Raw genomic sequence first — 20,680 nt, 5'->3', positions numbered from 1 at the left:
GACCCATTCCATGTATCGATACTTGCTTGCCGCCGCTGCCAGTCTCGCCTGTGCCCCAGCGATTGCCGCCACGGGTACGACTCCTCCGGCCACGGTCCCCGAATTGCACGACATCGCGCGATCGCCCTCGCCCACCCGGATCGAGGCCGATATCCGCACCCTGGTTGACTTCGGAACGCGTCACACACTGTCCGACACCGAATCCGACACCCGTGGCATAGGCGCCGCGCGGCGCTGGATCAAGGCCGAATTCGAGCGGATCTCGCGCGACTGCGGCGGTTGCCTGGAGGTGATGGTGGTTGGCGACACCGTATCGGGCGAGGAACGCGTCCCCGACCCGGTCGAGGTCGTCAGCGTGATTGCGATCCAGCGTGGCAGCAGCGATCCCAAGCGCGTGGTGATGATGTCTGGCGATATCGACTCGCGGGTATCGGACGTGATGGATTACACCTCCGATTCGCCCGGAGCCAACGACAACGCCTCGGGCATTGCCGGAACACTGGAAGCCGCCCGGGTGCTGTCGCAGTACGAGTTCAACGGCACGATTGTCTATGCCGCGCTTGCTGGCGAGGAGCAGGGCCTGTTCGGCGGCAAGATCCTGGCCGAGTACGCGCTGGAGAACGGCTGGCGGATCGAGGCCCTGCTCAACAACGACATGATCGGCAATATCGCGGGCGTCAACGGCGTCATCGACAACACCACCGCACGCGTGTTCTCCGAGGGCACGCGGGTCAACGAGACGCCAGAGGAAGCACGCGCGCGCCGCTTCACTGGCGGCGAGGTCGACTCGCCCTCGCGCAACCTCGCCCGCTACATCGACCGTATGGCCGACCAGTACGTGCCGAACCTGGACGTGATGATGGTCTACCGGCTCGACCGCTTCGGCCGCGGCGGCCACCACCGCCCGTTCAACGATATTGGCGCGCCGGCGGTTCGGGTGATGGAGACCAACGAGAACTACACCCGCCAGCATCAGGATCTGCGCGTCGAGGACGGGGTCACCTACGGCGACACCATCGACGGCGTCGACTTCGCCTATGCAGCCAAGTTGACTGCACTGAACGCGGTCAGTCTGGCGGGCATGGCCTGGGCGCCGCCACCGCCGGCCGAGGTCGAAATCGAGGGCGCGGTCAGCCCCGACACCACCTTGCGCTGGACCCGACCGCCTGCGAGCCAGGCCCCGGACCTCGCGGGCTACCGCATCCACTGGCGACTCACGACCGAGCCGCAGTGGAGCCACAGCATCTACGTAGGCAACGTCGCCGAGCACACGCTGGAGAACGTCGTCATCGACAACTATTTCTTCGGTGTCTCGGCAGTCGGCAAAAACGGGGCGGAGAGTCCGGTAGTGTTTCCGGGCGCGGCCGGAAGTTTTGGCGGCTACGTTGCGGACTGACCCTCACCAAGCAGAAGGATAATCGATGACGACAACACGCCGTTTACGCCTTGGCACACCGCAGGATCCAGCACTGGTCCGGGGCATGCGGATGCTCCAGCAAGAACTCGAGCTGCCCACCTCGTTCCCGCCACAGGTGGAGCGCGCCGCCGACATCGCAGTAGCCAACGCGCGACTGCCCGACGAGGACCGCACCGACATCGCGCTGGTCACCATTGATCCGCCCGACGCGATGGACCTGGACCAGGCGCTGTTTGTCGAGCGCAATGGCGATGGCTACCGGGTCCATTATGCGATTGCCGATGTCGCCGCATTTGTCAGCGCCGGCGATGCGATCGATCTGGAGGCCAACCGTCGCGGGGAGACGTTGTACGGCGCCGACAGCAAGATTCCACTGCACCCCAAGGCCATGTCGGAGGATGCCGCTTCGTTGCTGCCCGGACAGGTGCGACCGGCCTTGTTGTGGACGATCGACCTGGACGCAAGCGGCGAAGGCATCGGCGTGGACGTGCATCGCGCCCGGGTCCGCAGCCGGGCAAAGCTTGACTATGCCGGCGTGCAGCACGAGATCGACAGCGGCAAGGCTGACCCGATGTGGGCAGTCCTGCGTGAGATTGGCGAGTTGCGGGAGATGCGCGAGCGACGTCGTGGTGGCGTCAGCCTGCCACTGCCGGAGCAGGAGGTTCGTGTCGACGGCGGTGCGTGGACGATTGAGTTCCGCGCCCGCTATCCGGTCGAGAACTGGAACGAGCAGATCTCGCTGCTGACCGGCATGGCGGCCGCACATCTGATGGTGCAGGCCGGGGTCGGCTTGCTGCGCACCCTGCCCGATGCCGATCCGCGCGCCATCGCCCGGCTCCACCGTACCGCCGACGCGCTGGAGATCGACTGGCCCGAAACACTCTCCTACCCCGACTTCATCCGCTCGCTCGATCCACGCCAGCCACGCGATGTGGCAATGGCGACCGCGTGCACCTCGGTATTGCGCGGAGCGGGCTACCTCGCGTTCACCGGCAGCGTGCCCGAGGATTCGTGGCATTCGGCGCTGGCGGCGCAGTACACCCACGTCACCGCTCCGTTGCGACGGTTGGTGGATCGTTACACCGGCGAAACCTGCGTCGCGCTGTGTGCCGGCGTGCCGGTCCCGGAGTGGGTGCTGGATGCCCTGCCCGGCCTGCCGGCGACGATGCAGGAGTCCTCACGGCGCGCAAGCCGCTACGAGAACGCCGTGCTCGACCTGGCCGAGGCGACGGCGCTGGCGCCGCGCGTGGGTGAAACGTTCGCCGGCGCGATTGTCGAGGTCAATCCGAAGAATCCGGGCCAGGGTGATGTCATGTTGCGCGATCCGGCAGTGCTGGGACGCGTGAGCGCGGATTCCGATCTGCCACTGGGAGCCAAGGTACGCGTGCGGCTTGCCCAGGCGGACCCGGTGACGCGCAGGATCCGTTTTGAACTCGTGACCTGAGCCGCTCCCGGCCAGCGAACGCCGCCTTGCTGTCGCACCTTCACACCCGGGTTCCGGGAGCTGCCGTAAATTTCAATCGATTTCATTCGGGAGTTTTCCCATGAGCAATCGAGACCAGAAAGACCCGCCTGCCAGCGACCTCAAGCCGGGCCAGCCAAAGACGCCCGAATCAACGGCGGAGCGCCGGCAACGCGAGAAACACCAGAACGAGAACCAGGATGAGGCCCTGGAGGAAACCTTTCCCGCAAGTGACCCGGTCTCGCCATTCGTAGCGGCCAAGCGACCCGATCCGGCCGGGACCCGATCAAGCCCGCAAGATTGAGTGCCGCTGTCCGCCGCCGTACCGGGCTGCCGCGAAAATTCTACCGGCGCGACCCGCGCCAGGTTGCCCCGGAACTGCTCAACAAGGTTCTGGCGGGACCGGACGGGCGCAGCGGACGCATTGTCGAGGTCGAAGCCTATTGCGGCGAGGTGGATCCGGCCGCGCACACTTATCGCGGCCAGACCGCGCGCAACGCGACGATGTTCGGGCCGCCGGGGCACCTGTACGTGTACTTCACCTACGGCCTGCACTGGTGCGCCAACGCGGTGTGTGGCGAGCCGGGCGAGGGGGTCGCCGTGCTGCTGCGAGCGCTGGAGCCGCTGGAACGACTGGACCTGATGCATGCCGCCCGGCCGGCGGCGCGGCGCGAGCGCGACCTGTGCAGCGGCCCGGCCCGGCTCACCCAGGCCATGGGCATCGGCCAGGCCCAGGACGGCGACGACCTGTTGGCCGGGCCTTACCGGATACTGGACGACGGCATGCCCCCGCCCGACAACCCGTTCGTGACCACGCGCGTCGGCATCACCCGAGCCGTCACCGAGCCCTGGCGCTGGTATGTGCGCGGCAATCGGCATGTGTCGCGACGTTGACCGATCTTGCCCGTCTCAATCGTCGCTTTTGCCACCAGTAGCGGCCTTGCGCGCCGCACGCAGCCGGTCGAGTTTTTCCTTTAGCTTGACCTCCATGCCCCGCGCCACCGGCTGGTAGTACACGCGCTCGCCCATCGCATCGGGGAAACCGGTCTGGTCCAGCGCGATACCGCCTTCGGCATCGTGGTCGTACTGATAGCCCTTGGCGTAACCCAGCTCCTTCATCAGCTTCGTCGGTGCATTGCGAAGGTGCAGCGGGACGTCCTGGGTACCGTACTGGCGTACATCTTTTTTGGCCGTGTTGAAAGCGACATAAACCGCGTTGGATTTGGCGGTGCTGGCCAGGTAGATCACCAGTTGCGCCAACGCGAGGTCACCTTCCGGACTGCCGAGGCGGTCATAGGTGTCCCAGGCATCGATCGCCATCTGCTGCGCACGCGGGTCGGCCAGACCGATGTCCTCGGTGGCCATGCGGGTCAGTCGACGGGCGAGATAGGCCGGGTCGCAGCCGCCATCGATCATCCGGGTGAGCCAATACAGCGCGGCGTCCGGGTTCGAGCTGCGCACCGATTTGTGCAATGCCGATATCTGGTCGTAGAACTGCTCGCCGCCCTTGTCGAAGCGGCGGGTGCGGTCGGCCAGCACCTGGCTCAGGGTGGCGTCGGTAATCTCGCCCTGCTCGCCAGACGCAAGCTCGGCGGCGATTTCGAGCAAGGTCAGGCCACGGCGGACATCACCATCGGCGGCGCCGGCGATCTGCATCAACGCCTCGTCGGACACCTTCAGCCCCTGCCCGCCCAGTCCGTCCTCAGCGTCATCCAGGGCCCGCTGCAATGCGACAGCGATGTCCTGGGCGGACACCGCCTCCATCACGTGCACGCGACAGCGCGACAGCAATGCGGAGTTGAGTTCGAAAGACGGGTTCTCGGTGGTCGCGCCAACAAACAGAATAGTGCCGCGCTCGATGTGCGGCAGGAAGGCATCTTGCTGGGTCTTGTTGAACCGATGCACCTCATCGACGAACAGCACTGTGCGCCGACCCTCAGCGAATCGCTGTGCGGCCTCTTCCAGCACCACCCGGACCTGCGGCAAGCCGGACAGCACGGCGGATATCGCGCGGAATTCAGCGTCGGTGTACTGCGCGAGCAACAGCGCAAACGTGGTTTTGCCACAGCCCGGCGGCCCCCACAGGATCATCGAATGGGCGTGGCCGGACTCGACCGCCCGGCGCAGTGCGGAACCGGCGGAAAACAGGCGGCGCTGGCCGACCATCCCGTCAAGCGTGTTCGGTCGCATGCGCTCGGCGAGCGGTCGCATTGCCCGGTTTTCCACGCTGAGCAGGTCTGCAGGGGGACCGGCGAGATCGATTTTGGGTGAACGGATTCTGGGCAACTTCATGCCGCTCAAGTAGTCGGGTGAACGCCGCCCAGCGTAACAAAGGACGCGCGTCCCGCGGGCGCACTGGCACCCACCGTTGAGCTAGTTGCTGGCGACCGCGGGCTCGGCCTGTTCGGCCCAGTTTGAAGATGTACCCAACTCGTAGTCCACGCGCAACCATTCCCCGGTGTCGCGGTCGTACAACGCGGAAACCTGTGCCGGCGTAGTGCCTTCACCGGAAAATTCAGCGATACCCAGTGCCCTCAGCTGCACGAAACGTTGGTCGGAGGCGGTGGTGGTAACGCGTTCAATCAGCAATTGCACCGATTGCTGGGAAAATTCACTGGCCAGGGCGGAATTCACTTCCCGGTCCAATGCGCGTGCGAGATCGGAATCCAGTTGCAGCACTTCGCCGGCCTGACCATCGTTGAGCACCAGCACCGGACGGCTCACGCTTGCGGTAGCGGTGTCGTACAACGCGTTGAAGCTCATCGCGATCCAGTCGGGTGCATCGCCGATGCGCAAGCGACCGTTGCCGGACACACTGCGGTCGCGCACGCTCAGCGGTGCGACATGAACCTTGTCCAGGGTGACTTCAACCCGGCGCGCATCGAACTGATCGCTGATCGCGCCGATCAACGCCGCTGCCACCGCGCTGTCCATCGCCTGCCCGCCTTCCTCACGCGACTGGGGAGCCTGCAGCGCCTGCGCCTGAAGCTGGGGTGCAACGGACACCGGCACCGGGCGTTGGGCAAGGGCCGTGGCGAAGAACAACCCGGCGGCAGTCGTCGCGACGACCGCCAGCGGGCGGATAACAAACGGGATGGAGTGATGGCGCATCTGAACAGTTCCAGCGGCATCCGGCGGATACCTTGGAAGCCAGCATGGCGCCGGGGCCGTCGACAAATCGTGACGCCAAGCCCTTGAATCTGAACGGTTTACGCGTTCACGCCGGGCTCACGGGATAAGCGACGCTTGGTCAGCGCTCCCCAATGACATCCACGCCCTCCGGCGGCGTGTATCGGAAGGTGTCCGCCGGGAAACCTGGGTTGCGCTGCCACTGCTCGAAGGTGATCTCGGTGCGCTGGCCGACAGCGTCGTTCACTTCCATCTGCACCAGCTTGCCATCGTCAAAACCCAACCGGGCCGAGCGGAAACTGGCCTGGTTGTCGTCGTTGGGTGCCAGGCTCAACCACTCCAGGCCATCGGTGGCGCCGAGCTCCTTGACCACGAACTGCTTGTCCAGCTTGGCTGGCTCGAACAATGCCGCCAAGGGACTGCTGCGCTCTTCCACGCCTTGCGGACGCACTGTCACCTGCTCCAGGTCGGGGTCGTAGATCCAGACCTTTTCACCATCGGCAACAATCACCTGGGGATAGGGCTTCACGTATTCCCAGCGAAACAGATGCGGCACGGAGAGCTGCACGTGCCCGGTGGAGGTTTCCTTGAGCTTGCCCTGGGTGTCGTAAACCTGCTGGGTGAACTGGCCATCAAGCCCTTTCAAGCCCTTGGTGAACGTATCGAGATCATCGCGCGCGCCAGCCAGTGCACTGCCCGCGACGACGGTGCCCAGCAGCAAACCGGTACCCCAGCGAATCATCTGGTTCATGCAGTCGATCTCCAGTCGTAGTCTGGTTGCGAGTGTGTAGTGGTCAAGCTGAATGCGTGCTCGACGTGATCGTCAACATTCAGCGTGGCGCAGCCGGACGCAAGTCAATCGCGCGGCGGTGGCGGTGCCAGGACGCTGCGGTCGCCATTGTGCTCCGGCGGGGTGACGATGCCGGCCGCTTCCATGGCCTCGACCAGACGCGCCGCACGGTTGTATCCAATTTTCAGCCGCCGTTGCACGCCGGAAATCGATGCACGCCGGGTCTCGGTAACCACCCGTACGGCCTGGTCGTACAGCGGGTCGGATTCGTCCCCGCTGCTGGCGGTCTCGGGCAGCCCGGTGGCCCCCACCACGACGCCATCGCCCATCGTCTGCACGTCTTCCAGAACACCGTTGATGTAGTCGGTACGTCCAGTCTGCTTCAGGAACTCGACCACACGGTGTACTTCTTCATCGGACACGAACGCGCCGTGCACGCGCTCGGGCATCGCGGTCCCTGGTGGCAGGTACAGCATGTCGCCGTTGCCGAGCAGGGTTTCGGCGCCGGACTGGTCGAGGATGGTGCGCGAATCGATCTTGCTCGATACCTGGAACGCGATCCGGGTCGGGATATTGGCCTTGATCAGACCGGTGATGACGTCCACCGACGGGCGCTGGGTGGCGAGGATCAGATGGATGCCGGCGGCGCGGGACTTCTGCGCCAGGCGGGCGATCAACTCCTCGACCTTCTTGCCGACGATCATCATCATGTCGGCGAATTCGTCGATGAAGATCACGATGAATGGCAACGGCTCCAGCAGCGGCGCAACCTCGTTGATCTCCGGGTTGGGCTTGAACAGCGGGTCGCTCATCGGCTGCCCGGCATCGCTGGCATCGCGCACCTTCTTGTTGAAGCCCGCCAGATTACGCACGCCGACCGCGCTCATCAGCTTGTAGCGCCGCTCCATCTCGGCCACGCACCAGCGCAGGCCGTTGGCGGCCTCCTTCATGTCGGTGACCACAGGCGCCAGCAGGTGCGGGATGCCTTCGTATACCGACAGTTCCAGCATCTTCGGGTCGATCATCAACATCCGCACATCCTTGGCGGACGCTTTGTACAGCAAGCTCAACACCATCGCGTTGACCCCAACCGACTTGCCCGAGCCGGTGGTGCCGGCGACCAGCAGGTGCGGCATCCGGGCCAGGTCGGCGACCGTCGGACGGCCCCCGATATCCTTGCCCAGCGCGATCGTCAGCGGACTGCTTGCCTTGTCATATTCCTTGGAACGCAGCAGCTCGGACAGGTAGATCATCTCGCGTCGGGTGTTGGGCGTTTCCAGGCCAATCACCGCCTTTCCCGGGATGACGTCGACCACGCGCACCGACTTGACCGACAGCCCGCGAGCGATGTCCTTGTCCAGCGAACTGATCTGGCTGACCTTGATGCCCGGCGCCGGCTCGATCTCGAACCGGGTGATCACCGGGCCGGGATACGCACCGACCACGGTGGCCTCGATGCGGAAATCCTTGAGCTTGAACTCGATCTGCCGCGACAGGGTCTCCAACGTATCTGCGTTGTAGCCCTTGGGCTGCGGCTTGGGATCGTCCAGCAACGACAGCGGCGGGATGCCTGTGCCGTCGCTGACGTTGAGCAGCGGAATCTGCTGTTCGCGCTGGGCGCGGTCGCTACGTTCCACGGCAGCCGGTGCCGGCGGCTCGATCTTCACTGGCGCGCGCTTGGCCCGCAGCTCGCTGTCGACCTTGCGGACCTCACCGCGCTCCTCGCGCAGGGTCCGGGTCTGCTGCCACTCGCTGGCTTGTTGGCTGCCCCGGCGGAACAGGCGTGACAACACCGGTCCCAAAGCCAATACCCACTGGCCCACCCGGTCCATCACGCTCAGCCACGAGATCCCGGTCGCCAGGGTCACCGAGACCAGCAACAGGGCAAGCAGGAACAGATTGCCACCCACCGGGCCGAAGCCGCTGTACAACGAGCGCCCGACCAGTTGTCCGAGGATGCCACCGGCGCCGGCGGAAAAATCGATCACCGAACCCACGCGCAGTTGCAGCAGGCCCGTGGCCGACACCAGGAAGCCGACGATGCCGACCAGTCGCAACGCCGGACCGAGGTCGGCGTCGCCATCGCCATCCACGTCCATGCCGAACAAGGCGATCCACGCCACCAGGGCAAGCATCACCGGCAGCAGGAACGCGACGTAGCCGGTCAGATACAGCAACACATCGGCCAGCCAGGCACCGACCCGGCCGCCCAGGTTGTGCAGCGGTGCGGTGACGCTGCCGGACTGCGACCAGCCCGGATCGTTGGGCGAGAAGGTAACCAGGCTCGCCAGCAGGTACAGCAACAGCGGCGCGATCACGATCATCGCAATGTCGCGCATCAACCGCTGCCGCCGTGGCGACGGTGTGGCGTCCGCCCTCGGAGTGGTCTTCGCTTTTTTCTTGCCTGCTGCCGTGGACGCTTGCGCCACCGTGATGTTCTGCCTTAGCTAGGTTGTGTTAGCCATTGAATATACGCGAAAAGCCGTCGTCAACCGACCCCTGCCCCGCTCGACCGCACTGCAACGCTGCGTCCTCGTGTCCGCCTTGTGTTGCCGGGACGCCGCCTCCAAGCTATGGGCCATGCCGGTCGCAAATGCGACCCAGTCCTGCGCCGATGCGGCGCATTCCCAACCGTTGCGATTATACCCATGACCCCAAGCAAGCATGCCCGTCTCATCATCCTGGGCTCCGGCCCGGCCGGCTGGACCACGGCCGTCTACGCTGCCCGCGCCAACCTCAAGCCATTGTTGATCACCGGGTTGCAGATGGGGGGACAGTTGATGACCACCACCGATGTCGACAACTGGCCCGGTGATGCCCACGGCCTGCAAGGCCCGGATCTGATGACCCGGATGCAGGCTCATGCCGAGCGTTTCGATACCGAGGTGGTGTTTGACCAGATCCATTCGGCCGACTTGTCGCAGCGGCCGTTCCGCCTCATCGGCGACAGCGGCGAATACACCTGTGATGCGCTGGTGATCGCCACCGGTGCCAGTGCCAAGTACCTCGGCATCGAGTCCGAGACCAAGTTCATGGGCAAGGGCGTCTCAGCCTGCGCGACCTGCGATGGCTTCTTCTACAAGGAACAGGAAGTGGCGGTGATCGGCGGCGGCAACACCGCGGTTGAAGAGGCGCTGTACCTGTCCAACATCGCGCGCAAGGTGTATCTGGTGCATCGTCGCGACAGCCTGCGGGCCGAGAAGATTCTCCAGGACAAATTGTTCGCCAAGGCCCAGGCCGGCAAGATCGAACTGGTCTGGGATCACTCCGTCGAAGAAGTACTGGGTGATGACAGCGGCGTCACCGGCATGCGCCTGCGCTCGACCAAGGGCGACCAGAGCACCCGTGAGATCCCGGTCAACGGCTTCTTCGTCGCCATCGGGCACACCCCGAACACCTCGCTGTTCGAGGGCCAGCTGGAGATGAAGGGCGGCTATCTGCAGATCAAGTCGGGACTGGATGGCAATGCGACCCAGACCTCGGTCCCCGGCGTGTATGCCGCTGGCGACGTGGCCGATCAGGTCTACCGCCAGGCAATCACCTCGGCGGGCTTCGGCTGCATGGCAGCGCTGGATGCGGAGAAATTCCTCGACCAGGGTGAGTAGCCGAACGGCATGCTCGAAACACGGCTCTACAATCGGCTTGACGACATCCCTGCGGTGCAATGGGATGCGTTGCATGACGGGCGAAACCCGTTTGTTGCCCATGCGTTCCTGGTCGGCATGGAGCAACACGGGGTTGTGCGCCCGGAGTGGGGTTGGTCGCCCAGGCACCTGACGCTGTGGCAAGGCGATGAGCTGCTTGCCGCCGCGCCGGGATACCTGAAAGACAACTCCCATGGCGAATTCGTGTTCGACCATGCCTGGGCGCATGCCTACGCCCAGCACGGGCTGGATTATTTCCCCAAGTGGCTGTGCGCGGTGCCCTACTCGCCCGTCACCGGGCCGCGCCTGCTGGTGCGCGACCAGGCGCATCGGTCGTTGTTGCTGGAGGAGATGGTCGAACTGGCCGCTCACGAAGGCGTGTCTTCCGCGCACGTCAATTTCCACGACAAGGACGAAGATGCGGCGTTCGAGCCGGCAAGCTCCACGCCACCAGGTGCCAGCGGTGAGTGGTTGCAACGCATCGACATCCAGTACCACTGGCATAACCGCGCCGGCTGGTCCGATTTTTCGGACTACCTGTCCGCGTTCGATCACAAGCACCGCAAGAACATCCGTCAGGAGCGCGCCAAGGTCGTCCGTGCGGGCGTGACCTTCCGGGTGGTCAAGGGCGGTGACGCCAGTGCCGCCGACCTGGCCGACATCCACCGGTTCTACCTGTGCACGTTCGCCGAGTACGGCAACCACCCGACCATCACCCTGGCGTTCGTTCGCCACCTGGCGCAGGCCATGCCGCGCTCACTGGTGCTGTTTTTTGCCGAGCGCGATGGGCGTCCCGTGGCCGGCGCCCTGTGCCTGCGCGGTGGCGATACCTTGTACGGCCGGTACTGGGGCGCGACCGAGGGGATTCCCGGGTTGCACTTCGAGACCTGCTACTACCAGGGCATCGATTACTGCCTGCGCGAAGGGCTGACCCGGTTTGAGCCGGGCGCACAAGGGGAGCACAAGTTGGCGCGCGGGTTTCTGCCCACGCTGGTGCGCAGCCGCCACTGGATTGCCCATCCCTCGTTCCGCGACGCGCTGGGCCAATGGTGCGAGCAAGAGCGCGCCGTGATCAATCGCCATGTGACGACCCTGACCAGCCGTTCGCCGTTCAAGCAGCCATCCGGCGACACTACCGACCATGCCGATCCACCTGCCCCGACTGGCCACTGACCCCGGCTCACCCTTCCCCGACCCGCGCATGGCTTTGCGGGAGCCGGACGGTTTGCTGGCTATGGGTGGCGACCTGTCCCCGCAGCGGCTGCTCAACGCCTACGCGGGCGGGATATTCCCGTGGTACTCCGATGGCCAGCCGTTGCTGTGGTGGTCGCTGGACCCGCGCACCGTGTTCCGTACCGACGCGGTGCATTTGTCATCCCGGTTTCGGCGATCGTTGCGCCAGTCCGACTGGCAGGTCACCGCCGATGGCGCGTTCGACGAGGTAATCCGGGCCTGCGCCCTGGCGCCACGTCCGGGTCAGCCCGGGACCTGGATCACCGCCGCGATGTGCCAGGCTTACAGTGAGCTGCACCGCCTCGGCCATGCCCACTCCATCGAGGTGCGTAGCGGATCGGAGCTGGTGGGAGGGTTGTATGGCGTTGCGATCGGCCGGATGTTCTTCGGCGAAAGCATGGTCAGCCTGGCGTCGGGTGGTTCCAAGGTGGCCTTGGCCGCCCTCGCCGCCCGCCTGCATCAGTGGCATTGGCCGCTGTTGGATGCGCAGGTCGAGAATCCGCATCTGCTGAGTTTGGGCGGCATGTCGTGGCCACGCGAGCGGTTCCTCACCCAGGTCCGGTTGCTTGTCTCGCGCCCCGTGGCGGCGACGTCGTGGACGCAGCGGTTTGGCACGCTCCATGCTCGGGAGCTTGCGCTGCCATTGGCTTGAGACGCGCCGGGTACACTCACGACACCAAAATTTTGCCTCGACACGGCAACCGTGTCATGATGCTCGGCTTCGCGGCTGCATTTTTGCGCCGCCCGCAACAAACGCAGGAAACACATGGCAAAAGACGACGTGATCGAATTTGAGGGCACGGTGGCGGAAACCCTTCCGAACACCCTGTTCCGCGTGCGCCTCGAAAACGGGCACGAGATCATCGCCCACATCTCCGGGCGCATGCGCAAGAACTACATCCGCATCCTGACCGGCGACAAGGTCAAGGTGGAGATGACCCCGTACGATCTGACCAAGGGAAGGATCACCTACCGCAACAAGTAACCGCGGTGGTGCATGCGTTAAAAAAGGCGACCATGGGTCGCCTTTTTCGTTTGGCGGTCTGCTCCGTACCCGCCTATTCCACGGTAACGGGCAGCAGCTTTTCCGGCTCGGGCTGCGCGTCGATCACCAGCTCGTCGTCCTTTACCTGGACCGTTACCCGGCCACCAGCCACCAGCTTGCCGAACAGCAACTCGTCCGCCAACGGGCGCTTGATCTTGTCCTGGATGACCCGGGTCATCGGTCGTGCACCCATCAACGGGTCGAAGCCATGCTGGGCGAGCCATTCGCGCGCTTCGGGAGTCGCCGTCATGGTGACGCCCTTCTCGTGCAACTGGGCTTCCAGCTCGATCAGGAATTTGTCGACCACGCGCAGGATGTGCTCGAAACCGAGTGCGTCGAATTGGACCACGGCGTCCAGCCGGTTGCGGAACTCGGGGCTGAAGCCCTTGCGGATTGCCTCCATCGCATCGGTGCTGTGATCCTGCTTGGTGAAGCCGATCGTCCGCCTGGCGGCCTGGGTGGCTCCGGCATTGGTGGTCATCACCACGATCACGTTGCGGAAGTTCGCCTCCCGGCCGTTTGTGTCGGTCAGCGCGCCACGGTCCATGACCTGCAGCAGGATGTTGAAGATGTCCGGGTGGGCTTTTTCCACCTCGTCCAGCAGCAACACGCAATGCGGGGTCTTGACGATTTTCTCGGTCAGCAGGCCCCCCTGGTCAAAACCGACGTAGCCGGGAGGCGCGCCGATCAGGCGCGACACCGAATGCGACTCCATGTACTCGGACATGTCGAAGCGGACCAGCTCGATGCCCAACTGCAGCGCCAACTGCTTGGTCACCTCGGTCTTGCCGACCCCGGTCGGGCCTGCAAACAGGAAGTTGCCGATCGGCTTGTCGGGACTGCCCAGCCCGGAACGTGACAACTTGATGGCCGACGTCAGCGAATCGATGGCCGGATCCTGGCCGAAGATCACCATCTTCAGGTTGCGCTCAAGGTTGCGAAGCACGTCCTTGTCGGTAGCCGAGACCTGGCGGGCCGGGATGCGCGCCATCTTGGCGACGATCATCTCGATCTCCTCCACGTCGATGGTCACCTTGCGCACGCCTTCCGGCAGCAGTCGCTGGCGTGCCCCGGCTTCATCCATCACGTCGATCGCCTTGTCAGGCAGCAGCCGGTCGCCAATGTGCTTGACCGACAGATCTACCGCCGCCTGCAGCGCGTCATCGTCATAGGTGACCCCGTGGTGGGCCTCGTAACGCGCCTTGAGCCCTTGCAGGATCTCGACGGTCTCGCCAATGGTCGGCTCGACGATGTCGATTTTCTGGAAGCGCCGTGCCAGCGCCCGGTCCTTCTCGAAGATGCCGCGGTACTCCTGGAACGTGGTCGAGCCGATGCAACGCAGGTCGCCCGAGGACAACGCCGGCTTGATCAGGTTGCTCGCATCCATCGTGCCGCCGCTCGCGGAGCCGGCGCCGATGATGGTGTGGATCTCGTCGATGAACAGCACCGCGCCGGGATGCTTCTTCATTTGCGCAAGAACCGCCTTGAGGCGCTTTTCGAAGTCGCCGCGGTACTTGGTACCGGCGACCAGTGCGCCCAGGTCCAGCGCATAGATGGTCGCGTCGGCAAGAACTTCGGGCACGTCGCCGTCGACGATGCGCTTGGCCAGCCCTTCGGCGATAGCGGTTTTCCCGACGCCGGCCTCACCGACATACAACGGGTTGTTCTTGCGACGGCGGCACAGCACCTGGATGGTGCGTTCCACCTCGTCCATCCGGCCCACCAACGGGTCGATTTTGCCATCGCGGGCGAGCTGGTTCAGGTCGACGGCGAACTCGTCCAGCGCCTCGGCCTTGGCATCGGCCTCGCCGTCCGCCGGCCGGGCTTCGCCGTCGACCGGCTGGCTGTCGCCATCGTCGCCCTGGCGGGCAATCCCGTGGGACAGGTAATTGACCACGTCCAGCCGCGCGATGTCCTGCTGGTTGAGGTAGTAGACCGCGTGCGAGTCCTTCTCGCCGAAGATCGCCACCAGCACGTTGGCGCCGGTGACCTCCTTGTTGCCCGACGATTGCACGTGGTAAACGGCGCGCTGCAGTACGCGTTGGAATCCCAGCGTCGGCTGGGTGTCGCGATCGATCTCGTCAGGCAACACCGAGACCGAGGTCGCAATGGCCTGTTCCAGATCGCCGCGCAGTCGCGGAGCGTCCGCGTCGCACGCCTTGAGAACGGCCTCCGCAGAGGGGTTATCAAGCAGTGCCAGCAGCAGGTGCTCGACCGTCATGTACTCGTGGCGCGCCTCGCGGGCACGTTTGTAGCACTGGCCGATGCTGAACTCGAGATCCTTGCTGAACATGAAGCGATGCCTCCGAAAAGCTACTGCTACCCAAGATGGGGATGCCAGCCCGCTTTTCCATGCCGGCTAATCGGTTACGCCCTCTCCATCGTACATAGCAACGGGTGTTGATTCAGCCTGGAGAATTCGTTGACCTGCGCTACCTTCGATTCGGCCACTTCCCGGGTGAACACACCGCATACGCCACGGCCACGGGTGTGCACGTGGAGCATGATCTGGGTCGCGTTCTCGGCGGTCATCGGGAAGAACCGCATCAGCACCTCGACCACGAAATCCATCGGGGTGTAATCGTCGTTGAGCAGCATCACCGAGTACAGCGGTGGGCGGGCGGTTTCGGGCTTGGCGGCCTCGACCATCGTGCCGTGGCCATGGTCGTGTTCGTGTTCGGCGGGTCTGGACATGGCCGCATTGTAAATGCTCGCGCCCGCGGTGGGCGCACTGCCGGACGATGGACGCCCGGCCGGAGCACCGGCAAAATGGGCGAAACACCATTGGTTGAATGAATCTTGAGTTATCGCGAAGGCCGCTTCTGGCAACCCGACGTCACCGTGGCCACCGTCGTGGTCCGTGACGGGCAATTGTTGATGGTCGAGGAAGCCTCCCGCGGACGCCTGGTGCTGAACCAGCCTGCCGGGCATCTGGAGCCCGACGAGAGCCTGGAGGACGCCGCGCTGCGCGAGACACGCGAGGAGACCGGCTGGGACGTGCGCCTGACCTGTTTCATCGGCGCTTATCAGTGGAAAGCGCCACCCGGCCCAGACGGTGGCGAGGGCCGGCATTACCTGCGCTTTGCGTTTGCCGCGGAGCCGGTCTCACATGATCCCGACCGCGAACTGGATGTCGGTATCGCGCGGGCGCTGTGGTTGGCCCCGGCCGACCTGCAAAGCCAGCTGGACCGCCATCGCAGTCCGCTGGTCTGGCGCGCCGTTGTTGACTACCTGACCGGCCGCCGCCATCCGCTGTCCCTGGTGCAGCAGCTGGCGTGAGCATCCCCGGGACCATCGTGGGCATGTCCGGCGGTGTCGACTCGTCGGTGGCCGCATTGCTGTTGCGCGATGCCGGTGAGCCGATTGCCGGGCTGTTCATGCAGAACTGGGCAGAGGACGGCAGTGGCGATTGCCGGGCCGAGGACGACCGTCGCGATGCGGTCGCGATATGTGGCCGGCTCGGTATCCCGATCCACTTCCGCGATTTTTCCGGCGCGTACTGGGACGGCGTGTTCGAACATTTCCTTGCCGAATATGCCGCCGGGCGCACGCCCAATCCCGATGTGCTGTGCAACAGGGAGATCAAGTTCAAGCATTTCCTGGACGCGGCCCACGACCTGGGTGCGGACTTCATCGCCACCGGCCACTACGCCCGTATCACGCGCGATAACGGGCGCTGCCAGCTGTTGCGGGCGGTAGACCGCAACAAGGACCAGAGCTACTTCCTGCACCAGCTCGGACAGGCCCAGCTGGCGGCCACCCGCTTTCCGCTGGGTGAGCTGGACAAGACCGACGTGCGGCAGATGGCGCGCGATGCCGGCTTCGCCACCGCCGCCAAGAAGGACTCCACCGGGATATGTTTCATCGGCGAGCGCGACTTCCGTGAGTTCCTCGGACGCTATATCCCCGCCCGCACCGGCGAGCTGCGCACCCCTGCCGGGCAAGTCATCGGTCATCATCCCGGCGTGTTCTACTTCACCCTGGGCCAGCGCGAAGGCCTCAACATCGGTGGCGTACGCGGGTTTGCCCAGGCACCGTGGTACGTGGTGGGCAAGGACATCGCCAACAATATGTTGTATGTCGACCAGGGCAGCGACACGCCATGGCTGGCGTCGCGGTTGCTATGGTCCGAAGCCGCACACTGGATTGCCGGGAGCGCACCAGCGTCGCGGTTCACCTGCACCGCCCAGACCCGCTATCGCCAGGCCGAAGAGGATTGCGAGGTCACGGTAAACGAGGACGGCACCCTGGCGGTTTGCTTTGACCGGCCCCAGCGTGCGGTGACTCCGGGTCAGTCGCTGGTGCTCTACGACGGACAGGTCTGCCTGGGCGGTGCCATCATCGCGACCACTGACGCTCCACTTGAACAACGCCTGAGGGCCAATGCTGCATGACTGATCACCGTGACAACCCCCTTGGCGAACGCGTACTCGCGTTGGCCGGCATGCTCCAGGCGCTGGCCCAGGTGCGCCGCATTGCCGATACCGGCCAATCCAACGCCAACGTGGTCGACACCATGCTCGACTCGGTGTTCCGGATAGATGCCTCAACCACCGAGGAAGTCTATGGCGGACGCGCGTCGCTGCGTCCGGGTCTGACGTTGCTGCGCGACTATTTTGCCAAGAAGAAAAGCCACGATGAGCACCTGCCCCGGCTGGCGTTGGCCGTAATCCAGCTTGAACGCCGCTTTGTCGCCGACGGTGCCATGGCCCAGCGCGTGCAGCAGGGAATCCTTGTCCAGGCCGAAGCCGCGCAACGGCTTGGCCGCAGTCATCCCGATGTGTTGTCGGGACTGGGAAGCCTGTACGCCGACACCTTCAGCCACCTGCGTCCACGGGTCCTGGTGCAGGGCAATCCCCACTACCTGGGCCAGCCCGCTGTCGTCGCCGAAGTGCGCGCGGTGCTGCTTGCCGCGGTGCGCTCGGCCGTGTTGTGGCGGCAGCTGGGCGGCAGCATGTGGGACTTCCTGCTGCGCCGTCGTGACATGGCGGCACAGGTGGAAACGTTGCTGCGCTAGGCGATCATGGCCCGCTCCCAACGGGCCGCCGCAGGCGATAAATAGCGATTTCCGGCATAATAGGAGGATCGTACTGCGGCGGCTGTCCTGGGCGTGATCATTTCCCAAGGGCCTGTCGCGCTGCCCTCCCCCCATGTTTTTCCAGCTACGGAGCTCCTCATGGCCGACTCCTTCGCCACACGCGCGCAACTCGACGTCAACGGCAAGTCCTATACCTATTTCAGCCTGCCCACATTGGGCAAGCGCTTCGATCTGGCAAAGATGCCTTATTCGATGAAGATCCTGCTTGAGAACCTGCTGCGCAACGAAGATGGCGGGATCACTGTCGGCAAAGAGCATATCGAGGCAGTCGCGCAATGGGATCCGGCGGCGGAGACTTCCAGCGAGATCGCCTTCATGCCCGCCCGCGTGGTGCTGCAGGACTTCACCGGCGTGCCCTGCGTGGTCGACCTGGCCGCGATGCGCGATGCCGTCGCCAAGCTGGGGGGAAACCCGAGCCAGATCAACCCGCAGATCCCGTCCGAGCTGGTGATCGACCACTCCGTGCAGGTCGATGTGTATGGCCGTCCCGACGCGCTGGACATCAATGGCCGGATCGAATTCGAGCGCAACAAGGAGCGCTACGGCTTTTTGCGCTGGGGCCAGAAGGCGCTGGAAAACTTCAAGGTCGTGCCGCCCAGCACCGGCATCGTCCACCAGGTCAACCTGGAGAACCTCGCCCGCGTGGTGATGGGCACTGAGGTCACCAACGACCAGGGCGTGACCGAGTTGATGGCGTTCCCGGACACGGTATTTGGTACCGACAGCCACACCACGATGATCAATGGCATCGGTGTGCTGGGTTGGGGTGTTGGCGGTATCGAGGCCGAGGCCGCGATGCTGGGCCAACCGTCCTCGATGCTGATCCCGCAGGTGGTCGGCTTCAAGCTGACCGGCAAGCTGCCCGAGGGCGCAACGGCGACCGACCTGGTGCTGACCGTTACCCAGATGCTGCGCAAGCATGGCGTGGTCGGCAAGTTCGTCGAGTTCTTCGGTGAAGGCCTGCAGAACCTGCCGCTGGCCGACCGCGCCACCATCGGCAACATGTCACCGGAGTACGGTGCCACCTGCGGTATCTTCCCGATCGATGCCGAGGTATCGAAGTACCTGCGCCTGTCAGGCCGCAGCGAAGAGCAGATTGCACTGGTGGAGGCCTACGCCAAGGCCCAGGGCTTGTGGCACGAGGCCGGCCAGCCCGAGGCCGAATATTCCTCGGTGATCGGACTGGACATGTCCGAGGTCAAGCCGTCGCTGGCGGGCCCCAAGCGACCGCAGGACCGCGTGTTGTTGAGCGACATGCAGGAAAACTTCACCACCAACGTGAAGGGCTTCACCGCCAACCGAGTGGGTTGTGCGGTGCAGGAGTTGAAGGACGAAGGTGGTGCCCAGCCGCAGGCCGAACACCTGGCGGCAAAGCCGATCTCGAATATCCGCCTGGACGACCAGGACCATGCCCTGAGCGATGGCTCGCTGGTGATTGCCGCCATCACCTCGTGCACCAACACGTCCAACCCGGCGGTGATGCTGGGCGCGGGCCTGGTCGCACGCAAGGCGGCGGCCAGGGGCCTGAAGGCCGCACCCTGGGTCAAGACCTCGATCGGTCCCGGCTCGCGCGTGGTGACCGACTACCTGCAGAAAGCGGGCCTGCTTGAGGACCTGGAAAAAGTTGGCTTCTATGTGGTGGGCTATGGCTGCACCACCTGCATTGGCAACTCCGGTCCGCTGCTTGACGCCGTGTCCAAGGGCATCGCGGAGAACGACCTGGCCGTCGCGGCGGTGTTGTCGGGCAACCGCAACTTCGAAGGCCGCATCCACGCCGAGGTGAAGATGAACTATCTTGCCTCCCCACCGCTGGTCGTCGCCTACGCGATTGCCGGCAGCATCGACCTGGACCTGGTCAATGATTCGCTGGGCAAGGACCAGGACGGCAACGACGTCTACCTGCGCGATATCTGGCCGACCAACCAGGAGATCGGCGACATGATCGCCGCCACGGTCGGTCCCGAGCTGTTCGCGCAGAACTACGCCGACGTGTTCAAGGGCGACGCCCGCTGGAACGAGATCGAGTCGCCCGACGGCGAGTCCTTCGCCTGGGACGAGGCCTCGACCTACATCAAGAACCCGCCGTACTTCGATGGCATGACCATGGATGTGGCCGCGATCGATGACCTGCATGGCGCCCGTGTGATGGGCCTGTTTGGCGACTCGATCACCACCGACCACATCTCACCGGCCGGCGCGATCAAGAAGGACTCGCCTGCGGGGCGTTTCCTGCTGGGGCGCGGCGTCGAGCATGCCAATTTCAACAGCTACGGCTCGCGTCGCGGCAACGATGACGTGATGGTTCGTGGCACGTTCGCCAACATCCGCATCAAGAACCTGATGCTGGACGGCGTGGAAGGCGGCTTCACCAGGTACTTCGGTAGCGATGGTGGTGCCGGCGAGCAGATGGACATCTACGACGCGGCGATGAAGTACAAGGCCGACGGCGTCCCGCTGGTGGTATTTGCCGGCAAGGAATACGGCACCGGCTCCTCGCGTGACTGGGCGGCCAAGGGCACCATCCTGCTGGGCGTAAAGGCGGTCGTGGCGGAGAGCTTCGAGCGCATCCACCGTTCCAACCTGGTTGGCATGGGCGTGCTCCCGCTGCAGTTCAAGAATGGCGAAACCGCACGTACCCACGGCCTGGACGGCTCGGAGGTCATCGACGTGATCGGCCTGCAGGACGGCGCTTCCAAGACCGCTACCGTGGTCGCGAAGAAGGCCGACGGCAGTGAGAAGCGCTTCGAGGTCGACGTATTGCTGTTGACGCCGAAGGAAACCGAGTACTACCGCAATGGCGGGATCCTGCACTACGTGCTGCGCGACCTGGCCCGAAAGGCTGCATAAAGCCTTTCCGACCTG

18 protein-coding genes are annotated in these 20,680 nt (G+C 64.6%); 12 read left to right on the top strand and 6 right to left on the bottom strand.

All coding sequences use genetic code 11. The annotated features are described in order from the left end of the window. Nucleotides 1-10: 10 nt before the first annotated feature. The 4 genes from ACW7G1_RS09145 to ACW7G1_RS09130 all read left to right on the top strand — a co-directional run bounded on the left by ACW7G1_RS09145 (nucleotide 11) and on the right by ACW7G1_RS09130 (nucleotide 3,773). The gene (locus tag ACW7G1_RS09145) at nucleotides 11-1,396 is read left to right on the top strand and encodes a M28 family metallopeptidase (RefSeq protein ID WP_456979421.1); all 1,386 of its coding nucleotides are present in this window, start codon (nucleotides 11-13) and stop codon (nucleotides 1,394-1,396) included. A 25-nt stretch (nucleotides 1,397-1,421) separates the two neighbouring features. Further along, the gene (locus ACW7G1_RS09140; protein ID WP_456979420.1) at nucleotides 1,422-2,861 is read left to right on the top strand and encodes an RNB domain-containing ribonuclease; all 1,440 of its coding nucleotides are present in this window, start codon (nucleotides 1,422-1,424) and stop codon (nucleotides 2,859-2,861) included. 100 nt (nucleotides 2,862-2,961) lie between these two features. Then, nucleotides 2,962-3,183: a hypothetical protein gene (locus ACW7G1_RS09135; protein WP_456979419.1), complete on the top strand. Its 222-nt coding sequence runs from the start codon at nucleotides 2,962-2,964 to the stop codon at nucleotides 3,181-3,183. Continuing rightward, nucleotides 3,180-3,773: a DNA-3-methyladenine glycosylase gene (locus tag ACW7G1_RS09130; protein ID WP_456979418.1), complete on the top strand. Its 594-nt coding sequence runs from the start codon at nucleotides 3,180-3,182 to the stop codon at nucleotides 3,771-3,773. Before ACW7G1_RS09135 ends, ACW7G1_RS09130 begins: the two co-directional genes overlap by 4 nt. A gap of 15 nt (nucleotides 3,774-3,788) precedes the next feature. Here ACW7G1_RS09130 and ACW7G1_RS09125 read toward each other — a convergent pair whose 3' ends face one another. The 4 genes from ACW7G1_RS09125 to ACW7G1_RS09110 form a co-directional block, all read right to left on the bottom strand. After that, on the bottom strand, nucleotides 3,789-5,171 hold the full coding sequence (locus tag ACW7G1_RS09125) for a replication-associated recombination protein A (protein WP_456979417.1): 1,383 nt from the start codon (nucleotides 5,169-5,171) through the stop codon (nucleotides 3,789-3,791). 81 nt (nucleotides 5,172-5,252) lie between these two features. After that, a complete protein-coding gene (locus tag ACW7G1_RS09120; protein WP_456979416.1) occupies nucleotides 5,253-5,990 on the bottom strand; it encodes a hypothetical protein in 738 nt (245 codons plus the stop codon). Nucleotides 5,991-6,129: 139 nt separating this feature from the next. Continuing rightward, entirely contained in the window at nucleotides 6,130-6,750 is a 621-nt protein-coding gene (gene lolA, locus ACW7G1_RS09115; protein ID WP_456979887.1) for an outer membrane lipoprotein chaperone LolA, read from the bottom strand. Nucleotides 6,751-6,863: 113 nt separating this feature from the next. Next, complete coding sequence (locus tag ACW7G1_RS09110) at nucleotides 6,864-9,227, bottom strand: DNA translocase FtsK (RefSeq protein ID WP_456979415.1); 2,364 nt, start codon at nucleotides 9,225-9,227, stop codon at nucleotides 6,864-6,866. 219 nt (nucleotides 9,228-9,446) lie between these two features. Between ACW7G1_RS09110 and trxB the strand changes: the two genes are divergently transcribed. The 4 genes from trxB to infA all read left to right on the top strand — a co-directional run bounded on the left by trxB (nucleotide 9,447) and on the right by infA (nucleotide 12,660). Continuing rightward, nucleotides 9,447-10,403 carry a thioredoxin-disulfide reductase gene (gene trxB / locus ACW7G1_RS09105; RefSeq protein ID WP_456979414.1) on the top strand — a complete coding sequence of 319 codons (957 nt, stop codon included), beginning with the start codon at nucleotides 9,447-9,449 and terminating at the stop codon, nucleotides 10,401-10,403. Nucleotides 10,404-10,412: 9 nt separating this feature from the next. Next, nucleotides 10,413-11,615 (top strand): GNAT family N-acetyltransferase, encoded by a 1,203-nt coding sequence (locus ACW7G1_RS09100; protein ID WP_456979413.1) that lies wholly within the window; start codon nucleotides 10,413-10,415, stop codon nucleotides 11,613-11,615. Beyond that, complete coding sequence (gene aat, locus ACW7G1_RS09095) at nucleotides 11,584-12,327, top strand: leucyl/phenylalanyl-tRNA--protein transferase (RefSeq protein WP_456979412.1); 744 nt, start codon at nucleotides 11,584-11,586, stop codon at nucleotides 12,325-12,327. The genes ACW7G1_RS09100 and aat overlap by 32 nt, the downstream gene beginning before the upstream one ends. Before the next feature lie 114 nt (nucleotides 12,328-12,441). Next, nucleotides 12,442-12,660, top strand: a complete 219-nt coding sequence (gene infA, locus ACW7G1_RS09090) for a translation initiation factor IF-1 (RefSeq protein WP_036193457.1) — start codon at nucleotides 12,442-12,444, stop codon at nucleotides 12,658-12,660. A gap of 73 nt (nucleotides 12,661-12,733) precedes the next feature. On the opposite strand, the gene clpA is transcribed toward infA, so the two are convergent. Both clpA and clpS read right to left on the bottom strand, forming a co-directional pair. Beyond that, nucleotides 12,734-15,013 carry an ATP-dependent Clp protease ATP-binding subunit ClpA gene (clpA, locus tag ACW7G1_RS09085; RefSeq protein ID WP_456979411.1) on the bottom strand — a complete coding sequence of 760 codons (2,280 nt, stop codon included), beginning with the start codon at nucleotides 15,011-15,013 and terminating at the stop codon, nucleotides 12,734-12,736. Nucleotides 15,014-15,087: 74 nt separating this feature from the next. Then, complete coding sequence (gene clpS, locus ACW7G1_RS09080) at nucleotides 15,088-15,414, bottom strand: ATP-dependent Clp protease adapter ClpS (RefSeq protein WP_456961486.1); 327 nt, start codon at nucleotides 15,412-15,414, stop codon at nucleotides 15,088-15,090. A 105-nt stretch (nucleotides 15,415-15,519) separates the two neighbouring features. On the opposite strand from clpS, the gene ACW7G1_RS09075 reads away from it, so the two are divergent. From ACW7G1_RS09075 to acnA, 4 genes are all read left to right on the top strand, one after another. Then, nucleotides 15,520-15,999: an NUDIX hydrolase gene (locus ACW7G1_RS09075; RefSeq protein ID WP_456979410.1), complete on the top strand. Its 480-nt coding sequence runs from the start codon at nucleotides 15,520-15,522 to the stop codon at nucleotides 15,997-15,999. After that, a complete protein-coding gene (gene mnmA / locus ACW7G1_RS09070; RefSeq protein WP_456979409.1) occupies nucleotides 15,996-17,114 on the top strand; it encodes a tRNA 2-thiouridine(34) synthase MnmA in 1,119 nt (372 codons plus the stop codon). Before ACW7G1_RS09075 ends, mnmA begins: the two co-directional genes overlap by 4 nt. Continuing rightward, on the top strand, nucleotides 17,111-17,737 hold the full coding sequence (gene hflD, locus ACW7G1_RS09065) for a high frequency lysogenization protein HflD (protein ID WP_456979408.1): 627 nt from the start codon (nucleotides 17,111-17,113) through the stop codon (nucleotides 17,735-17,737). Before mnmA ends, hflD begins: the two co-directional genes overlap by 4 nt. A 159-nt stretch (nucleotides 17,738-17,896) precedes the next feature. Further along, entirely contained in the window at nucleotides 17,897-20,665 is a 2,769-nt protein-coding gene (gene acnA / locus ACW7G1_RS09060) for an aconitate hydratase AcnA (protein WP_456979407.1), read from the top strand. Nucleotides 20,666-20,680 lie beyond the last annotated feature (15 nt).

The organism is Lysobacter sp. A378 (assembly GCF_054052125.1).
The sequence above is the reverse complement of the archived record's forward strand: the minus strand, read 5'-3'. Positions and strand labels throughout refer to the sequence as shown.